Annotated in this window: 12 protein-coding genes; 3 read left to right on the top strand and 9 right to left on the bottom strand. The window is 72.5% G+C overall.

Annotated elements, in window-relative coordinates:
• Positions 1-4: 4 nt before the first annotated feature.
• The 5 genes from BCD49_RS29810 to BCD49_RS29790 all read right to left on the bottom strand — a co-directional run bounded on the left by BCD49_RS29810 (position 5) and on the right by BCD49_RS29790 (position 6,858).
• Complete coding sequence (locus tag BCD49_RS29810) at positions 5-586, bottom strand: flavodoxin family protein (RefSeq protein ID WP_007507126.1); 582 nt, start codon at positions 584-586, stop codon at positions 5-7.
• A gap of 37 nt (positions 587-623) precedes the next feature.
• Positions 624-3,584, bottom strand: a complete 2,961-nt coding sequence (locus tag BCD49_RS29805) for an ABC transporter permease (RefSeq protein ID WP_007507128.1) — start codon at positions 3,582-3,584, stop codon at positions 624-626.
• A gap of 24 nt (positions 3,585-3,608) precedes the next feature.
• Positions 3,609-4,463 carry an ABC transporter ATP-binding protein gene (locus BCD49_RS29800; RefSeq protein ID WP_007507129.1) on the bottom strand — a complete coding sequence of 285 codons (855 nt, stop codon included), beginning with the start codon at positions 4,461-4,463 and terminating at the stop codon, positions 3,609-3,611.
• 380 nt (positions 4,464-4,843) lie between these two features.
• Entirely contained in the window at positions 4,844-5,431 is a 588-nt protein-coding gene (locus BCD49_RS29795; RefSeq protein ID WP_007507131.1) for a DoxX family membrane protein, read from the bottom strand.
• 452 nt (positions 5,432-5,883) lie between these two features.
• Positions 5,884-6,858 (bottom strand): universal stress protein, encoded by a 975-nt coding sequence (locus BCD49_RS29790; RefSeq protein WP_007507133.1) that lies wholly within the window; start codon positions 6,856-6,858, stop codon positions 5,884-5,886.
• Positions 6,859-7,365: 507 nt separating this feature from the next.
• Here BCD49_RS29790 and BCD49_RS29785 point away from each other — a divergent pair.
• Positions 7,366-7,884: a hypothetical protein gene (locus BCD49_RS29785; RefSeq protein WP_131803589.1), complete on the top strand. Its 519-nt coding sequence runs from the start codon at positions 7,366-7,368 to the stop codon at positions 7,882-7,884.
• A 75-nt stretch (positions 7,885-7,959) separates the two neighbouring features.
• The gene (locus tag BCD49_RS29780) at positions 7,960-8,604 is read left to right on the top strand and encodes a CBS domain-containing protein (RefSeq protein ID WP_007507137.1); all 645 of its coding nucleotides are present in this window, start codon (positions 7,960-7,962) and stop codon (positions 8,602-8,604) included.
• Positions 8,605-8,707: 103 nt separating this feature from the next.
• Here the strand turns inward: BCD49_RS29780 and BCD49_RS29775 are convergent, their stop codons facing one another.
• The 4 genes from BCD49_RS29775 to BCD49_RS29760 form a co-directional block, all read right to left on the bottom strand.
• Positions 8,708-13,600, bottom strand: a complete 4,893-nt coding sequence (locus BCD49_RS29775; protein ID WP_071042156.1) for a CHAT domain-containing tetratricopeptide repeat protein — start codon at positions 13,598-13,600, stop codon at positions 8,708-8,710.
• A 202-nt stretch (positions 13,601-13,802) separates the two neighbouring features.
• Positions 13,803-14,948, bottom strand: a complete 1,146-nt coding sequence (locus BCD49_RS29770) for an acyl-CoA dehydrogenase family protein (RefSeq protein ID WP_007507141.1) — start codon at positions 14,946-14,948, stop codon at positions 13,803-13,805.
• Positions 14,949-14,955: 7 nt separating this feature from the next.
• Entirely contained in the window at positions 14,956-15,987 is a 1,032-nt protein-coding gene (locus tag BCD49_RS29765) for an acyl-CoA dehydrogenase (protein WP_007507143.1), read from the bottom strand.
• Positions 15,988-16,158: 171 nt separating this feature from the next.
• A complete protein-coding gene (locus tag BCD49_RS29760) occupies positions 16,159-16,998 on the bottom strand; it encodes an LLM class flavin-dependent oxidoreductase (protein ID WP_007507145.1) in 840 nt (279 codons plus the stop codon).
• 72 nt (positions 16,999-17,070) lie between these two features.
• Between BCD49_RS29760 and BCD49_RS29755 the strand changes: the two genes are divergently transcribed.
• Positions 17,071-17,478: a nuclear transport factor 2 family protein gene (locus BCD49_RS29755; RefSeq protein WP_007507147.1), complete on the top strand. Its 408-nt coding sequence runs from the start codon at positions 17,071-17,073 to the stop codon at positions 17,476-17,478.
• The last annotated feature ends 450 nt before the right edge of the window (positions 17,479-17,928 follow it).

The following is a 17,928-nucleotide window of genomic DNA, read 5'->3' as shown; positions in this document are numbered from 1 at the left end:
GGTCTCACTCCCTCGCGCCATCGGGCACCCCGGCAGTCTCTCCCGCCGCCGCACCACCCGCCGCCTGGTCCGCGGCGAGGGCCGCCGCCCACTGGCGGGCCTGGTCACGCTCACCGTCGCGCAGGGGCCCCTGGGTGCCGGTGACGTAGAAGCTGCGGCGGCCGACGACGTTCGCGCCGCGTCGGCGCAGCAGCCGCGCCGCCTTCGCCGCGGCGGAGCCCGCGAGCCGCGAGCCCATCCGTGTGTCGAAGACCGCCGCGGCCGGCGCCGGCCGAGCCAGGTCCAGGCCGGCCAGCCACTCCCGGATCCCCACACCCGTCGAGATCACGCCGGCCGCGGTGGGATCGCCCTTGGTGGCGTCGGCCAGCTGGCGAGCCGCGTCCTGTCGGCTACTCGGCCGGCTCATACCGAACGCGTGGGTGGGGCCGCCGACGACCAGCAGGTCGACATCGCCGGTCAGGGCGGCGGGTGCGGCGCCGACCTCCACCAGCTCGGTGTCCATCCGCTCCGCGAGGCCGGCGGCGACCGCCTCGGCGATCTCCCTGGTGTTACCGAACATCGACTCGAAGACGATCAGTGCGCGCATCGTGCCCCACCTCTCCTGGTTGACATGACTGGCCCTGTCAGTCGGCGACGCGGACGGCGACGGCGGGGCGGATGGCGGCCGCGCGGCGTGCCGGGCCGGCGCTGGCCAGCAGCGACGCGACGAGGGTCGCGCCGACGGTCGGGCCGATGGTCAGCCAGTCGATCGGGAATCCGACGTCGAGGCCGCCGAAGGCCGGGCTGTTGGTGTACATCAGCCACGAGGTGAGCAGGGACAGTCCGGCGCCCAGCACGATCCCCTCGACCGCGACGAACGCGCTCTCACCGAGGAAGGCCGCCGTGACCGTCCGGGAACGCACTCCCAGCGCCCGCAGGATGCCGATCGTGCGGCGCCGCTCGCGCACGGCGCGCACCATGACGACGCCCAGGCCGATGATGCCGACGAGCAGGCCCAGCGCGAGGTAGCCCTGCATGAGGCGGAAGAAGCTCACGTTGGCGGCGAAGGTGCGCCGGACGTCGCGCTCGATCCGGTTGGCGATCAGCCCGTTGGCCAGGAACCGGCCCTGCAGGGTGGCGGCGAGCCTCTCGTCGCTCACCCCGGGTGCGGCGCGGATGAGCAGGCTGGTGTCCTGCGCGCGGTCGCCGTAGATCGCCCGTACGGTGTCCGCGCCCGCGAACACGGGATAGGCCGGCGGCTGTCCCGGGAAGGAGTAGTAGGGCAGGGCGTTCTTGACCTTCGCCGCGATGATYTTCTTCTCGTCCCGGCCGGTCGCCGGGTCGGTCAGGGTGATGGTGGCGCCCGGCTTGACCTGGTCGGTGTTCGGGCCGGTGGTGCTGTTGAAGTACGGGTCGAGCACGACGTAGCGGGGGTCGGCGACGATCCTGCGCCATGCCGCCGCCTCGTCGGCGCCCAGGGATGGCAGCCACGCGTCGAGGGCGAGCGGATGGCTGGTAGCGGCGGCCACGGGCAGCCCGATCAGCACGACCGGCAACGGGGTGTCCGTACGCCCGGTGGGGTCGTCCGAGGTGCCCCGGCCGATCGTCAGCGGGGTCACCTCGGTGATCTGGGAGGCCAGGTCACCCGAGCGCAGCGCGCGCATCGGGTCGCCGATCGGCGTCGACGGGGCCATGTCCGCCCGGATCGCGTAGCCGGCGGACGCCTCGACGACCGCCTGGTCGGTGCCGGCGCCGATGATGGCGCCGATCTCGGTGATGATCACAAGGGTGAAGATGATCAGGGAGTACATGAGCAGCGTCGCGCCGGTACGGAACTTCCGCGACGTCGGGTAGGTCACCGCGAGCCGGGCGGCCAGGCCCGTCTCCCCCGCCCGCGAGGTGAGCAGGCGCAGCGGGCGCAGCACGATGTCCTGGTTCACCGACAGCAGCACCACCGCCGCCCCCGTGACCATGACGCCGAGAACGACGTAGGTGGCGGTCGAGCCGTTGTCATACACGTCCGGGCGCGCGACGTTCGCGAGCAGCCCCCAGGCCAGCACCAGCGCCGACGCGACGGTCGCGACCGCCCGGGTGCCGGCGAACCGGCGCGCCAGCGGCACGGCGAACAGCACGGCCAGTGCGGGGAACAGGTAGGTCGTCACACCTTCGCTGCTGGCGACCGCCGGGACCGCGGCGGCCGCGCACAGCACCGCGAGCAGCATCGAACCGACGAGCAGCGACCGACGCGGCCTGCGGCCCGCCCCGTCTGGCAGATCCCGGATCGCGGCGATGATGTTGAGGCGGCTGACCCGCGCGCTGGTCGCCGCGATCGTGGCGAACGCGATCAGGAAGCCCACGGCGAAGCCGTTGAACAGGCTGGTCGGGGTGACGGCGAAGGTCAGCTCCAGCGCGTTGCCGCCGTCCTGGAAGGCCGCGAAGATCCGCGCCGCGACCAGCACCACCGCCCAGCCGACCCCGATGCCGGCGGCCACGCCGAGCGCCGCCGCCACGACGCCGTAGACGCTGCCCTCCAGCAGGAAGGCGCTGATCAACCGCCGTCGGCGCATCCCCATCGCGCGCAGCATCCCCAGCTGGCCACGCCGCTCGTCGGTGAGCATCACGAACACGTTCACCAGCAGCAGGACGCCGGCGATGATGCTGAAGCTGCCGATGAACAGGAACAACGAGCCAAGCTGGCCGGCGACGTCCTCGGCGGTCGCGAGCGCGTCCTTCTTCGGCGTCGTCACCTGCGCGCCGGACGTCGTCAGCCCGCCGAGCGCGGCGCGGATCTTCTTCTCGACGACGTCGGTGAGCGCGCTGCCCGACTCGACGCCGCCCCGGTTGGACACGAGCGTGATCGTCGAGGGGGTGCTGTCACCGCCCGCCTGGGCCGCGGCGGCCGCGAGCGTGCCGGGGGCGACGAACAGGTCGCGGTTGACGTTGGCGAACCCCAGCGAGGCCAGCCCCCGGGCCGGCACCACCCGCTCGACCCGCAGCGCCGTCGGCCGGCCGTACAGATAGGCGGTGAGGGTGTCGCCCGGCCGCAGGCCCAGGGAGTCGGCCAGGTCGGCGTTGACGACGGCGGAGCCGGGCGCCGGACCCGCGCCGGACAGGTGGCTGCCGTCCCGGCCGTCGGCGCCCCGGCCGCCGAAGTCCGCGGCGGCGGCGAAGTCGGTCTCGAGGACCTGCGCCTGCGGCTCGGCGACGCGCGCCGCGCCGTCGCCGCGGCTGACCGCCGACTTGTCCATGACCACGGTGAGCAGCCCGTCGACGTCCGGGTCGGCGCGCAGCGCCGCCAGACGCCGCGCCGCCTCGTCGCCGCGCGCCAGGTCGTCGGAGTAGACCTCCTCGTCGACCGGCCCCAGCGTGCGGAACGCCGTGGTCCGCACCGAGTGGTCGATCGTGTCACCGACCGCGAAGCTGCCGACGATGATCGCCGTACCGAGCAGCGAGCCGGCGATGACGAGCACCGCCTCCAGCGGCCGGCGCGACACCTGGCGCAGCGCGAGCCTGCGCAGGAACGGGCGGATGACCCCCACCGTGATCAGCGCGACCGCGGCCGCGACCAGCAGGACCAGCAGCGGGCCGGTCAGTTCCGGATACATGATCGTCTCATCCCCAAGCCGCGCTCAGACGACCGATGTGAGTGCATCCGGCGCCTCGGGCGCCGAAGACGCCGACGCCGGGGCAGCAGTGGAAGGGGTGGGCGGCACCGGGGACGCTGGCACACCCGCGGGCACGCGGCGTTCGTCGCTGATCAGCGCGCCGTCGCGCATCCGGACCAGCCGGCCGGCAGCGGCGCCGATCCCCGGGTCGTGGGTCACCAGGATGATCGTCTGGCCCTCGTCCCGGTTGAGCGTCCGCAGCAGGTCCATGACCTGCGCCGCCATCTCGCTGTCCAGGTTCCCCGTCGGCTCGTCCGCCCAGACGATCGCCGGGCGGGCCACCAGGGCCCGGGCGATCGTCACCCGCTGTTGCTCGCCGCCGGACAGCTCGTTCGGCCGGTGCGCGCCGCGCGCGCCCAACCCGACCCGCTCCAACATGTCCGCGGCTCGCCTGCGGGCCTGCGCCGGTGCGACGCCGACGAGCAGCAGCGGAAGCTCCACGTTCTCGACCGCGGTGAACACCGGGATGAGATTGAAGGCCTGGAAGACGAAACCCATCGTGCGGGCCCGATGCTCGGTGCGTTTGGCGTCCGGCATCGCGAACAGGTCGACGCCACCGAGTATCACCCGGCCACCGTCGATGTCGTCCAGCCCCGACAGGCAGTTGAGCAGCGTCGTCTTCCCGGAACCCGACGGGCCCATGACCGCGACGAGTTCGCCGGCCTCGACCTCCAGGTCGAGGCCGCGCAGCGCCTCCACCTCGACGGCGCCGGTCCGATAGATCTTTCGTACACCTTCGGCGCGCAGCAGCGGCGTGGCGGTCGCCCCGCTCTTCTCGACCATGATTCCAGCGAACCACCGGCACCAGATCGCCACCATGTGCCCACCGCGTACCCGCTTCAGGACCTTCGGACTGGCTCGAAGGGCGCATCCGCGCTGACGCGCCACCGTGTGCGGGCAACCGCCCGGCTACTGGCACGTTCGATTCGCGCGGGAGAGCGAAGACCCGGCGATGCGTTTCGGGCCTTCCTGCCCCTCGGACTTTCCTGCACCTCGCCGTCCGCGGCCGTCAGGGAGTCCGGGGTGCCGAACTGCTCAGCGAGCAGGGAACAGCAGATACGCACGTCGGGCGATCCCCGTCGTGGGGTGCGCGAAGCGGTCGGGGCGCGTCCTGTGACGCGCCCCGACCGCTGGATGCCGGGCTGACCGTATGGGTTCACGATGTCCGGTGCCGGTCCACTCATCGACCGACTGGATGTTCAGACCAGGTAGGGGCGGCCGCGGACGATCGCGGTGCGCGCCCAGGCACCGCCGAGGCCGAACGACTGGCCGGCGTTCAGGGCGGCCAGCAGGATCAGGGTGAGCGCGTAGATCAGGTGGTCGTCCATGAAGACGTTGTTCTCGGGCGGCAGGACGACCGACCACATCATGACGAGCAGGACCACGCCGGCACCGGCCGCGAAGCGCATCCCGACACCGAGGATGAGTGCGGTGCCGATGGCCACCAGGCCGATCATGAAGAGGTAGTCGGCCCAGGCCGCGCCGGCGATGTGGTGGTAGAACGACGTGAACGGCCCGACGGCACCGTGGGCCAGGAATCCCTCGGTGGGACTGCCACCGTGAATCCAGGCCGCCTTCGAAGCGGTCTCGTGGCCGAGACCGAACAGCTTGTCAAGGAACGCCCACAGGAATACCCATCCAAGGCTGACCCTGGTCAGCGCGAGCACGATATCCAGGGCCAGGCCACGGACGCCAGCGCGCTGCCGGAAAATTGTCGAGAACGGCGACGGGACGACCGGACCGGACCGCGTCTCGGCCTTGGCGGCGGTTTCGTTGGTGGTTGTCATGTGCTTTCGCCTCCCTGGTTGTGTGGCTCTTAGAGTCGTGCGTCCGCGGCGCCCGGATCAGGGGCTGCGCGGGCCACGCGGGCGGTCGTTTCGACCTGTCGGGGCGTGCCGTCGGTGGGCCGATCGGCCCATCCGCCGTGGGACTGTCGGAGAAGCTCGAGCGAGCCGCCGGACGGGCGCGCCCTGGCCGTACAGGCCGACCGTGCTGTGGACAGGCCGCACGCGCCGCGGAGCCAGGCGGCCGGAGACACGGCAAGGCGCCTCCCGCGGCGGTCTGCGCGGGAGGCGCCTCACGTCTGGGTCTGACGGGCGAGCCGACCTGCTGTGGCGTGGGCAGCCAGCCATGACGGCCCAGGAGGTCAGCGCCGCCTGCGCGGCCTCGGTTGCCCCGGTCGATGGAGAGCGATCGGCTGGCAGGATCCCAGCGGGGACGACGTCCGGGGGCTTCGACCCTAGGCGGGTAGACCGGCAGCGCCACTTCCCGCCGGGACGTCCCCCGCAACGGCGGCGGGGTCGGAGCGCACGACGGCGACGTCGCTGTGCGCGTGCAGGACGCACTGGTGGCTGACCGAGCCGAGCAGCAGCCGGGCGAAACCGCCGTGTCCCCGGTTGCCGACGACGAGGAGCTGCGCCTCGCGGGCCTCGCGCAGCAGGGCACGTATCGCCGAGTCGGGCGAGACGACCGACTCGACGGTCAGGCGGGGTGCGTCGTCCAGGCCGAGCTTGACAGCCTGCGCGAGGACGTCGTCTGCCTGCTTGACCAGCAGTCCCTGCGCCCCGACGAGCACCTCGGCGTACATCGGGTCGTAGCCGCCCCAGGCGTGGACCACCCGCAGCGGCACCTTGCGGACCGCCGCGGCGTGCGCCGCCCAGCGCAGTGCGGTCAACGACGGGTCCGACCCGTCGACGCCGACGACGACCGGCCGGCGGTCGTCGGTCCGGGGCGTCTCGTCGTCCTTGGGCGGGCGGACGACGACGACAGGCCCGGGCACGTGGTGGACGACCCCCTGGCTGACGGAGCCGGCGGTCATCCGGTGGATCGGCCCGTGGCCGCGTTCCCCGATGACGACCACGTCAGCGTCCGCGGCAGCCGCCGTGAGAGCCGCGACCGGCTCGTCCAGGACGACGGTGCGCCGCAGCGTGACCGACGCCGGCGGCTCGCCGACCCGCCTGATCGTGCGCTCCAGCATCTCGGTGGCCGCCTTGGTCAGCCCATCATGATCGCCCTGGGTCGCGGCGCGCAGCACGCCCGTCGGCAGCCCGTCCGCGGTCCAGGCCAACAGAGCGGTCACCGTCGGGGCCGCACCCCGGCCGGCACCCTCCGTCGCGGCCGACCACATCGCCGCCTCTCGAAACGCCCACCGCAGCGCGGCCTCCGACCCGGGAGAGCCGTCGACTCCGACAAGAATGTGTACCGAGCTGCTCATGCCTCACGCTCCACGTCCGGTGCGGCACGTCGCCGTGCCCGCTGTATCGGTCCACCCGCCGATCGGCACCGATCTGGGAGATCGGTCGGAAGCCGAGTTGGCCGGTGATCGACCTCCCTGACTGTTCCACCGCGGCCGACCGGTGAGATCACGCCATCCGGTGGGTCCGTGACGGTGCCTTGGGCAGGTCCGCATGGGCCGACCGGCCGGGTGGCGCGGTGCACCTGGGCGGGCCACCCACCCTTCCAGCCGAGTCTCCTTCCCCATTGGTCCCGGTCCCGCGGGACGACTTGGGCAGTTCATCCCATCGCCGTTCCGCCAAGAATGGAGACGCGCGGCAATGGAGATACAGAGAATGGCGTCGGCCCAGGGAGGCCTGTTATGCGCCGCAATGCGAACGTCATCGCGACAGAGTGGGCATGCAGCGACAGGGCCAGCCACACCCAGGACCAGCACCGCGGGACCGTCGAGAGAAACACTACGCCGGCCGGGCCAGGCCAGCGGCCCTTGCTCGACGACACGCACGTCCACGGTGCGCCGCCCCACGGCCCGGTCGGCAACACGGACAATCAGAAGGCGGTTGTCCGGTTCGGACAGAACGGGCGGACCGGCCGTCTGCTGGCGCAGATCGACCTGACCAAGGTGCTCGTCGTCGGCGAGCTCGCCGCGGCGGGAACTGTGATCGCCGTCCACCTGTTCGACCACCTCGACAGCCTGCGCGGCGGTCCTCGAGCCCGGATCCAGATGGGCCCCGGCGGCTGGGTCAGCATGCGCGGCGGGGCCACGAAGATCCGCACCTCCCGGGCGACAGCCTCCGCCGTTTCCCGGTCTGCCCGGAACCCAGGTGCAACACGCCAGAACAGGCCGAGCCCTGGGGCTCGCGGCCCCAAGCACATACCGCGAGCCATTGGTCACCTGCCCCGTGGATATCGCACCGGGCGCCAGCCCGGCACGGACCGGGCCGACAGCGGCCGCCGGCCATGGTGGGCGGTTCTGATCGGTGCGAAGCCCGTCGAGACGCGCTGACCCTCGTCACCCATCCCGGCCGCCGCGGCTGACTTCCAACCCGTCGGCCAGCGCCTAACAACTTACGGAGGGGCCATGCGTGTCGAGGAGATCATGACGCCGGCGGTGGCCGTGGTGACACCAGAGACGCCGGTCAAGGAGGTAGCCGAGCGGCTCGTCCGGCATGGCTTCGGTTCGTTGCCGGTCGTCGACGCAGGCGGGCGGCTTGTCGGCATCATCACGGAAGCCGACCTGATCGCTGTCGAGGCCAGCGCACCGGACCCGCGCCGGCATGCCCGGCGCGACCTGCCTGCCGGAGGTCGGCCGCCGCGGACCGCCGCCGACCTCATGACGACGCCGGTCATCGCGGCCCGTGTCGGCACCGACATCGCCGACGTTGCCGAGATCATGCTGGCCGCCCACGTCACCCGGGTCCCGGTCCTCGACGACGGCGACCGTCTGGTCGGGCTGGTCAGCCGCAGCGATCTGCTCAGGCCGCTGGTCCGCCCGGACTCCGACATCGAAGCCGACGTTCGCCAGGTCCTCGTCGACTGGGGCGTCGCCAGCAGGGCCGAGGTTCGTGTCGAAAACGGCGAGGTCAACCTGACAGCCGTCGCCGGATGGCCACGTCCCGAGGTCGACCACCTCGTCCGCGCCGTCCCCGGGGTGATCGCGGTACGTCACGCGATCTTCGATGCCCAGGTCACCGTCGACGCCCACCAACCCGCCACCGACGTCTGAGAAAAAGCTCCCCGTCCACCGTTCTCAGGGCGTCCCCGTTGGCGGTGATGGCCAGCGGCTCGGGAGCAGAGGTACCCGCACCGCCATGGGAACGTCGCCGCCGTCAGGCGCCAACATGAATGTGGGAGGCCCACAGCGCGGGTTGGTCCGGCCGGGGCTCGCGCATGCGGCGGACGGCGTCATGCAGGGCGGACGCGGTGCGCCCGGCCGCAGGCTCTCGGGCGGCGTCCTTTTTCTCCACCTCGGCCAGGGTGGCGTAGACGTCCTCGGCGAGCGCCACCGCGCCCGAGTCATTGATCGCCCAGAGGGTAGCGATCACCTGCCGGTAGCCGGCGAGCTGGAACGCCGCGGCGAGGTGGATCGCCTCGTCGATGAGCCGCGTGCCGGGAAGGCTCGTCTCGCAGGCGGACAGGAAGGCGAACTCGGTGCCGTCGAGACGCAGCCGCGCGACGTCCAGGACGGTCAGCGGCCGGTCCAGGTGATCGGCGAGGAGCAGCCTGCTGGCGGATGGTTCGAGCAGGTCGGCCTGGCCGTGGCAGGCGAAGTGCGCCCACCGCCCGGTCGGCAGCGCCGCGAGCACCGCGTCCCGGGTGGCCTCCGGGCCCACAAGCGGGTGGACTCGTCCCGGGAAGAGTCTGCTCAGGTTTTGTACCTCCAGCCTGGTGCCGGGCAGGTCGCTGGCGCTCGGGGTCCGGGGCATTCCGACCGCGATGATCCGACCGTCGCCCGGTGCGGGGGCGGGGCCGCGCGCAGGACGCCGGGCATGAATCAGCGCGCGGATCGTCGGAATGGTCGAGCTGATCGCCCGGTCCAGCACTGTGTTCGGATTCGGGTCGTGCCGGGTGCTGTGGTAGCCGGCGGCATGAACCGGGAGAAAGGACAGCGCTCCGGAGAGGCACCACCACAGCCGCGGCCACACCGGCCGCGGCTCGGTCGGTCGACCAGCCTGGCTGGCGGAACCAGCGGAACCGGCGGAACCGGAACGAGCGGCCTCGGAGGCGGGTGAACCTGGTGAGCCGGTGAGGCCAAGCCGATCGAGCACGGAACTGGCGAGGGCGTCCCACAGCCAGCGGAGCGTGACGTTCAGGTCCTTCGAAGCGTCGGACAGAGCGCCGTTCGACAGGACGGTCAGGAAGTTGATCGTCCGCTCGGAGACGGCCTGGGGGGTGAGTTCGGGCAGCGTGACCGCGCCGAGCGGCTCGTCCGGTGTGACGACGAGCGCGTACGACCCAAGATGGGAGACGACCACCACGATGATCGGGCCGCGCGCGGCGGCGGCTCGCAGGTCGGCGACCCGCGGTGGGCGTAGGAAGTCCTCGAGTCCGGGTAGCCGGCGGATCAGCGCGATGGTCTCGTCGAGGTCCGCGCTGGCCCGGCGCCGGTCCTCACGCTCATGGCGACCCACCTCCGGATCGCTTCCGGGGACCGAGGTCCTCGAAACGGCCGGCGAAGCGGGTACCCGCGGCAGCGGCTGGGACGGCCGCGGCGGTGCCGGCGGGAGCGGTTCGGCCGCGGCCGCGCGCGCCGCCGGCCCGCCGAGATGATCGAGTCGCGCGCACAGGTCGGTGAACCGATCGGCCAGCCGGGGGTCGAGCGAGGCGAGGTCGGCGAGGTCGGTGCGCGTGTCCAGCGCCTGCCCCAGTAGGACCCCCCGCCCCTGCTCGAACAGCTCGAGAGCCCGATCCAGCTGGCCCGCCCGGACGCAGCAGGCCGCCGCGTCGGCGCCCAGCGAGCCGAACTCCGCGAGCAGGCCCTCCTGATCGCGGCGGCTCAGGGCTCGCGGCGCGATGAGACCAAGCAGTTCGATCGCCTGGGTGAAACCGGCGACGGCCTCATCCCAGTCCCGGGCGGCGTAGGCCGCCCCGGCCCAGACCCGGGCGGCGTCGGCGCGGACACGCGGGGGCGCCACCGTCACCCGCGCCCCCTCCTGGCCGGCGGCCACGGCCTCGGTGGCGTCGACTTGCCGGCCGGTCAGGTCGAAGCGGGCCCGTAGCGCGCCGCCGAGGTTGGCCAGGGTGCCGGCGCGGTGGGGATGGTCGGCGGGAGTCGTCTCCGCCGCTCGGCGGCGCACCTCGATCGTGTCGTCGAGGTCGGACGGCGACCCGGTCCGCCGGAAGCGCATCAACAGGCTGTTGCCAAGGGTGGACAGGAAGTCGCCGAGGTCGGGATGGTCGGCGGGGCATTCCGCGAGCGCCCGCCGGCTGATCTCGATCGCCTCGTCCAGGTCGGCCAGGTCGTCTGCGTCGCCTACCTGTTCGTACCGGTTCCGCAGGGCGATTCCGAGGTTCGACAGGCTCAGTGAGCGTCGAGCATGGCCGACGGGGATGACCTCCACGGCCGCACGCGCGACGGTGACCGCCTCGTCGAGGTCCGCACGGTTCCCGACCCGGTCGAAACGATCCTGCAGGGCGGCACCCAGGTTCGACAGGTACGAGGCACGGCCGGGATGGTCGGGCGCGACCGCCTCCACGGCGCGCCGGGCGACCTCGACGGCCTCGTCGACGTCCGACAGCTCCCCGACCTGGACGAAACGAAAGCGCAGGGCGTTGCTGAGGGGCGAAAGGTAGGCGGGAAGGTCGGGATGGTGGGGCGGGACGGCCTCCACCGCACGCCTGGCGAGCTCGATCGCCTCGTCCAGGTCGGCCAGGTCACCGACGCGTTGGGACCGCAGCCGCAGGTCGGTGCTGAGGACGGCGAGATACGCCGCGCGGTCGGCGTGGTCGGCCGGAAGGGTGTGCAGCGCCTGACGATGAAGCTTGATCGCCTCTTCCAGGTCGCTGCGTTCCCCGACGCGTTCGAACCTGCCCCGCAAGGCGAAGGCGAGCAACGACAGAGCGGCGGGGCGGTCGGAATGGTCCGCGGGCATCGCCTCCAGCGCCTGACGAGCTGCCTCAACCGCCTGGCGCAGGTCAGCGAGATCCCCCACCCGTTCGAACCGGTCGTGAGTGGCGGCGGCGAGAGTGATCAGCAGGCTGGCGCGATCGGGGCTGCCGGGCGGCGAGGTCTCCACCGCGCGCCGGACAACCTTGACCGCCTCATCCAGATCGGCGAGCTTCCCGAGCCGGTCGAAGCGTCCGTGCAGCGCCAGGCCGAGGTTGGACAGGTACCCGGGAAGATCGGGATCGTCGTCCGGGGTGGCCTCCACCGCGCGACGCGACACCTCGACGGCCTCGGCCAGGTCGGCCAGCCCTCCGCCGGCGGCGGAGCGGTCCAGCAAGACCAGGCCCAGGCTCGCCAGGCCGGCGGTATGAGCAGGGTGACCGKCCGGAACGGCGGCCAGCGCCGAGCGGAACGCGTCGATCGCCTCCTCGATGTCCCCGACGTCCCCGAACCGCAGGTAGCGGTCGCGCAAGGCGGCACCCAGAGTGATCGATGCCTCTGTGCGCACGGGATCGTCAGCCCCGGCCGCGGCCACCGCCTGGCGACCGGCGTCGACCGCGGCTTCGATGTCGGCGCTGGATCCGAGCCGGCGGAAGCGCGCGCGCAGGGCCTCACACAGAGCGCGCAGGCTCGCGGCGCGGTCGGCGTGGCCGTCGGCGAGGCCGTCCAGCGCGCGCCGCGCGACTTCGACCCCCTCGTCAAGGTCGGCGATCCGGTCGGTCCGCGCGAACCGGGCCAGCAGCGCGGCGCTCAGGCTCGACAGGACGGTGGGCCGGTTGGGATGGCCGACGGCGGTCGACATGACCGCGTCACGCAGGAGCTCGAGGGCACTGTCGAGATCGGCCGGTGATCCCGTCCGCTCGGACCGGGCACGCAGGACGTTGGCGAGGTTGGTGAGCGCGGCGGCCCGGTCGGGGTGGTCAGCGGAGGCGCTGCGCACGGCCCGCCGGTGGGCGTCGACCGCCTCGTCGAGGTCGCTCGCGTTCCGCGACCGCCGGGACCGGGCGGACAGGGCGTTACCCAGTGCGGTCAGCACACCCGCCGCGTCGTCGTCCTGCTCCCCTGTCAGGGCGGCGGCCCGCCGGGTGACCTCGACCGCCTCGTCCACGTCCGCGACGTCCCCGAGCCGCTCGAAACGCAGGCGCAGGAGGACGCCGAGCGTCGACAGCAGGCCAGCGCGCCCCGAGTCCCCGGACGCGGCGAGGACGGTCGCCTGGCGGTACGCGTCGACCGCGCCGTCGATGTCAGCCAGCCCGCCCGCGTGTTCGAACCGGGATCGCAGGACATTGCCCAGGGCGGAAAGGGCGCGGGGCCGGCCGGGGTGACCAGCGCCGAGGACCGCTACGAGTTCGCGGCCACGCTCAACCGCCTCGTCCAGGTCGGCCGGCTCCCCCACCCGCTCGAAGCGAGCCCGCAGGACCCCGCCGAGGTTGGACAGGTAGTCCGCGCGATCGACATGGTCGAGGGGGGCGGCCGCCAAAGCGGCGCGATAGGCGTCGATCGCACCGTCAAGATCAGCGGATTCGGCCAGTCGGAGGAACCGCGCCCGCAGGGCGTTGCCGAGGTTGTTCAGATACGAGGGACGGTCGGGATCCGCAACGGGAACCGCGGCCGCCGCGGCCCGGTCGGCGTCGATGGCGCCGTCTATGTCGGGAATCTCGCCGAGCTGCCCGAAGCGGACGTAGAGCGCGCCGGCGAGACCGGCGAAGACCACCGCTCGTTGGGCGGCGTCGTCGGGCAGCGCGGCCGCCGCCCGGGTCAGCATCACGATCGCCTCGTCCAGATCGCCGAGTTCCCCCCGCGACTCGAACCGAGCCCGCAGCGCGACCCCGAAGTTGGTCAGAACGAGCGAACGATTCGGGTGGCCGGCGGGAAGCRCCGTCAGGGCGGAGGCGTGGAGTTCGATCGCCGCGTCGAGCAGCGCGGGATCACCCGTCCGCAGCGCGTCCCGCAGCGCGACGACTTCCGGCGGAGAGTTCGTCCCGCGATCGTCCCGCGGGTTCGACGGCCCTGATTCCCGCGATACGTCGCCAGACCCCCGTTCGGTCGGCGGCCGACGCCGCACCGCCGAGAGCTCCGTCCGGGCCCGCAGCCACGCCTCCAGCCGCTCCCGCATGCCCACCCCCGCCGCTCACCCCGCGCGGAATCGTACCGTCGCGACGATCACCTCGCCGGTGAAATCGGGCGGCAGTTCGTAGTGCCCGCGGCGAACCTTCTGAACGAAAACGTGCCCGGATCCGATCACCTGGCGGACTTGTACAGGGTGGCCGTGAAGACTCGGCGCGCCCTGGCCCCACCCTTCGCGATGCCGATGCGCGCTAGCTGCGGGGCAGGCCGCAGCCCTGCTGGGCGATGATGTTGCGTTGGATCTCGCTGGTCCCGGCGTAGATCGTGGTACCGAGGGAGAACCGCAACGCGTGTTCGATCCGGCCGCCGACCGCCGCGGTCGGGTCGAGCCGGCCGCGCAGGGCGTCCGGGCCGACCAGCTCGGTCAGGTCCTCGGCCGCGCCCACCATGGACTCGGTGCTGAACAGCTTCGACATCGGGCCCTCCGCCACCGGCACCTGGCCATTCGCGACCATCCACGTGGTCCGCAGCTCCAGGAGCTGAGCGACCTCGAGCGCCGTCGCCCAGCGGGTGAGCCGCTCCCCCACGTCAGGCTCGTCGATCCGGCCCCGCTCGTGCGCCCACTCCTCCACCGCCTCGAGCAGGCGGGCCAGATGCGGGCTGAACGGCACCGAGTGTTCGTCCTGAAGGGCGATCATCAGCGCCCGCCAACCACCGTCGACCTCACCGATCCGCCACCGGTCCTCGACCACCACGTCGCTGAGATAGATGATGTTCGTCCGCTCGCCGGACAGCGTGTAGACAGCCTGTACCTCGATGCCCGGCTGATCGAGCCGGACCAGGAACATCGTGAGACCGGCATGCTTCGGACCGTCCGGACGGCTCCGGGTGAGCAGGAAGATGTAGTCGGTGATGTGCCCGTTGGTCGTGAACATCTTCTGCCCGTTCACGAACCAGCGATCGCCGTCCCGACGCGCCCTGGTGCGCACCGCGGCCACGTCCGACCCGGCGTCCGGCTCCGTCATACCCAGGGCGATCGTCACCTCGCCGCGCAGAAACCGCGGCAGGATCTCGGCCTTGAGCCCCTCGGAACCGACCCGGCGGATCACGTTCGCCACCATCTCCGTGGTACCGATGGCGTAGATCGGCGCCTCGGCCTTCGTCAGCTCGTCGACGAGGGCATGCGCCTCATACGGGCCGAGCCCAGGACGGCCGTCGGCGCGCTCCCAGCCGGGAGCGATCCAGCCGCGCTCGGCCAACCGCCGCATGAACGTGGCGTCGTGCGACACGCCGCTGCGATAGACCCGCTCCTCCAGCTCGGGCGGGAGCTCCTCGGCGAGGAACGCGCGTACCTGGGCGCGCAGCGCCGTCACCGATGCGTCGACGTCGAAATCCATGATGTGCTCAGACCTCCTGGGCGCGGCCGTACCGGGCACGGCCAGCCCGCCGGTAGGCGTCGCGCGGTTCGCCCCACACCCGTGCCCAGCCGCGCGCCCGCCGGTAGTGGAGCTGGGCGTCGAACTCGAGCGTGAAGCCGTTGCCGCCGTGGAAGTGGACACCGTCGTACGTCGCCTGCCGCGCGGTCTCCGCCGCGAACGCGAAGGCCATCGCCGCCAGTTCACGGCCCCGTGGGCGGCCTCGCCCGAGCTCCTCGGCCGCCCTGGCGACCAGCAACCGCGCACCGTCCAGCGCCGTCGCGGTGTTCGCCAGCGGGTGGGCCACCGCCTGGTAGGCCCCGATGGGCAGGTCCCAGGCCCGGCGCTCCTTGACGTACCCGACGGTGAGCCGGTGCGCCGCCGTCCCCACGCCGACGAGCGCGGCGGCCGTCAGCGCCAGCCAGTCGTCGAGAGCCACCTCGAACCCGACGGCCGCCGTCTCGCCGACGGCCAGCTCGGTGACGTCCGCGCCGAACGTGACGTCGGCGAGCGGGGCCGCGGCGAGGTTCGCGACCGCGGTACGCGTCCCGTCGCGCAGCGGCACCAGCAACAGACGGTCACCATCGAGCACGACCGCCTCGTCGGCGACGGCGGCCCCTGGGACGAGCGACGCGACGCCGGCCGCGGCCCGCCGGACGGCGATGGTCACCAGCCGCTCACCACGCAGCGCCGCCGCCAACGCGGTCCGCGCCGCCGCCGTGTCGAGGGAGGCGAGCAGCCGAGCGGCGACCTGCGCCTCGATGACGGGCGCCGCGGCGGCGGCCGCGCCGATCCGCTCGGCGACGAGCGCCAGGTCGAGCAGCTCGGCGCCCCAACCGCCTCGGCTCTCCGGGACGGCCATCTCGACCACCCCGACGTCCAACAGCGCCTTCCACAGCTCGGGATCGAAGCCGCCCGTCCGCTCGGCGGCACGGACACGGTCCGGGGTCGCGTGCGTCGCCAGCAGGTCGGCGAACGACGCGACCAGCGCTTCCTGCTCCTCGGTCGGTGCAAGGTTCATCGGGTGCTCACCGGTCACTATCGGTCGAGGCGGACGGGCCGAACGGATCAAGCGTCGGCCCGCCCTCGGAGGGCTGATCAACGAGTACGAACGAGCCGTACAGAAGCCCAGCTCAACGCAGGTGGCCGAGTCCTGGCACCCCACAGGCTGACACGAGGACGCCCGTGACGGTCATGTCAGCCCCTTCTCGACGCGTTCGAGCACCACCTCGGCCGGCGGCGGCGGCACGAACTGGAGTACCACCTGGTCGGCGCCGGCCGCCCGCTGTTCGGCCACCCGGTCGGTGACGGCGTCCGCGGGGACGACCAGCGCGTCCACCAGCCGGTCGCTCGTCGTGTCCAGGTCCGCCTGCTCGAGGCCGAACCGCAGCAGGGTCTGGGTGTAGTTCGGCATGCCGAGGCACAGCTGCAGGTAGTCGCGGGTCTGCCCCGGGTCGAGGCCCACCATCTGGGTCGGCGCGAGCCAGCGGTCCGGCCCGAGCGCCGCCCGCACCGCCGCCGTGTGCGCCACCGGCGTGAAGTACGTGTGCGCGCCGTCCGCCGCGGTCCCCGCCAGCTCCATCATCTTCGGGCCGAGGGCGCCGAGCACCCGGGTCGGCAGGCGGCGGTGGCCGCGGGCCGCGTCCATCGCCGCCAGGTAGGTCCGCATCGTCGCCAGCGGCGGGGTGAACGTGTGCCCGCGCGCCTCGACCAGCGCCTTGTGGCTGCCGCCGAGCCCGAGCACGAACCGCCCCGGGAACGCCTCCTCCAGCGTCGACGCGACCGCGACCATCGCCTCCGGGTCCCGGCCGTGGATCACCGCGACGCCGAGCGCGACGACAAGGTCCCTGGTCGCGGACAGATACAGCGCCGCCCGGACGAACGGGTCGACCCCGCTGTACTCCTGAAGCCAGATCGTCCGGACGCCGGCGTCCTCGATGCGGCGGGCGGTGGCGATCGCCTCGGCGGCGGGCAGCCGGTCGAGAAAGCCGGCCCACAGGCCGATCCCGCCGGCGCCGGTCGGGCTGGGCATCGTGTGTCTCCCCTGCAGCCGGAGCCTGCTAGCGTCGAATTCGAGATCGACATCAATACTAGGGGGGCAGCCGTGGCCGAGCTCGAGGTCGCCGACGAGTTCGCGATCCGGACCGTGCTCGCGCGGTACTGCCATCGCTGCGACGACGGTGACGTCTCCGGGCTGTTGGAGCTGTTCACCGCGGACGCGGTCTACACGTACGGCCAGGCGGTGGCCAAGGGGGCGGCGGGGCTCACCGAGTTCTTCGCGCCGCTGCGGGACGCGCCGCAACGGCGGGGCAAGCACCTCACCGTCAACGTCGTCGCCGAACCGGCCGGGCCCGACACCGCCACCGCGCTGTCCGACTTCGTCGTCCTGCAGGTCGTGGACGGCCGGCCGACGCCGATCATGGCCGGCCGGTACGCCGACACGCTTGTCCGATCGGGCGGCACCTGGCGTATCAGCCGCCGGGACACCGTCCTCATGCGGGCGCCGGCCTGAGCACTTGCCGATGTAGTGACCGTCCAGCACGGATGATCGCTACGGTGGCAGGTGGGCCTCGCGCTGCCCGGGGCTGCGCATCTTGCTCTGGACATGACGATCGCGCATTTCAATCCGGCGGCGGCGGTGTTCGCGGCAATGTTGGAAGGCTGGTCGCGTCAGCAGCAGAGCCGGATTTTTCGGCCGGCCACGATCCGGGCCGGATCGATCTCGTGCGCCGGTTCACGGTATTCACGAACCAGTACCTGGCGGCTTCCCTGGCAGGCCCGCTCGCGACGCCGTCTACCGCGCACTACGCGGCACGACAACGGCCTACCGCAGGCCTGTCCTCGATAAGGGCAGCACGGATGGATCCTGCCGCACCCTTACGCTAGCATCGCCGTACTCAATTCGGCATGCCCTATGTGGGCCAAGTTGGCCGGGTTCTAGCAGGGAGAGTGCAGCCGGCTG

The organism is Pseudofrankia sp. EUN1h (genome assembly GCF_001854645.1).
Taxonomy (GTDB): domain Bacteria; phylum Actinomycetota; class Actinomycetes; order Frankiales; family Frankiaceae; genus Pseudofrankia; species Pseudofrankia saprophytica.
Note: the sequence above shows the minus strand (reverse complement) of the source record. Positions and strands in the feature narration are given on the sequence as shown.

Bases quoted from the DNA above. Each gene is read 5' to 3' on its own strand.
- BCD49_RS29810 (WP_007507126.1), bottom strand. From the start codon at position 586: ATGCGCGCACTGATCGTCTTCGAGTCGATGTTCGGTAACACCAGGGAG.
- BCD49_RS29800 (WP_007507129.1), bottom strand. From the start codon at position 4,463: ATGGTGGCGATCTGGTGCCGGTGGTTCGCTGGAATCATGGTCGAGAAG.
- BCD49_RS29795 (WP_007507131.1), bottom strand. From the start codon at position 5,431: ATGACAACCACCAACGAAACCGCCGCCAAGGCCGAGACGCGGTCCGGT.
- BCD49_RS29790 (WP_007507133.1), bottom strand. From the start codon at position 6,858: ATGAGCAGCTCGGTACACATTCTTGTCGGAGTCGACGGCTCTCCCGGG.
- BCD49_RS29780 (WP_007507137.1), top strand. From the start codon at position 7,960: ATGCGTGTCGAGGAGATCATGACGCCGGCGGTGGCCGTGGTGACACCA.
- BCD49_RS29770 (WP_007507141.1), bottom strand. From the start codon at position 14,948: ATGGATTTCGACGTCGACGCATCGGTGACGGCGCTGCGCGCCCAGGTA.
- BCD49_RS29765 (WP_007507143.1), bottom strand. From the start codon at position 15,987: ATGAACCTTGCACCGACCGAGGAGCAGGAAGCGCTGGTCGCGTCGTTC.
- BCD49_RS29760 (WP_007507145.1), bottom strand. From the start codon at position 16,998: ATGCCCAGCCCGACCGGCGCCGGCGGGATCGGCCTGTGGGCCGGCTTT.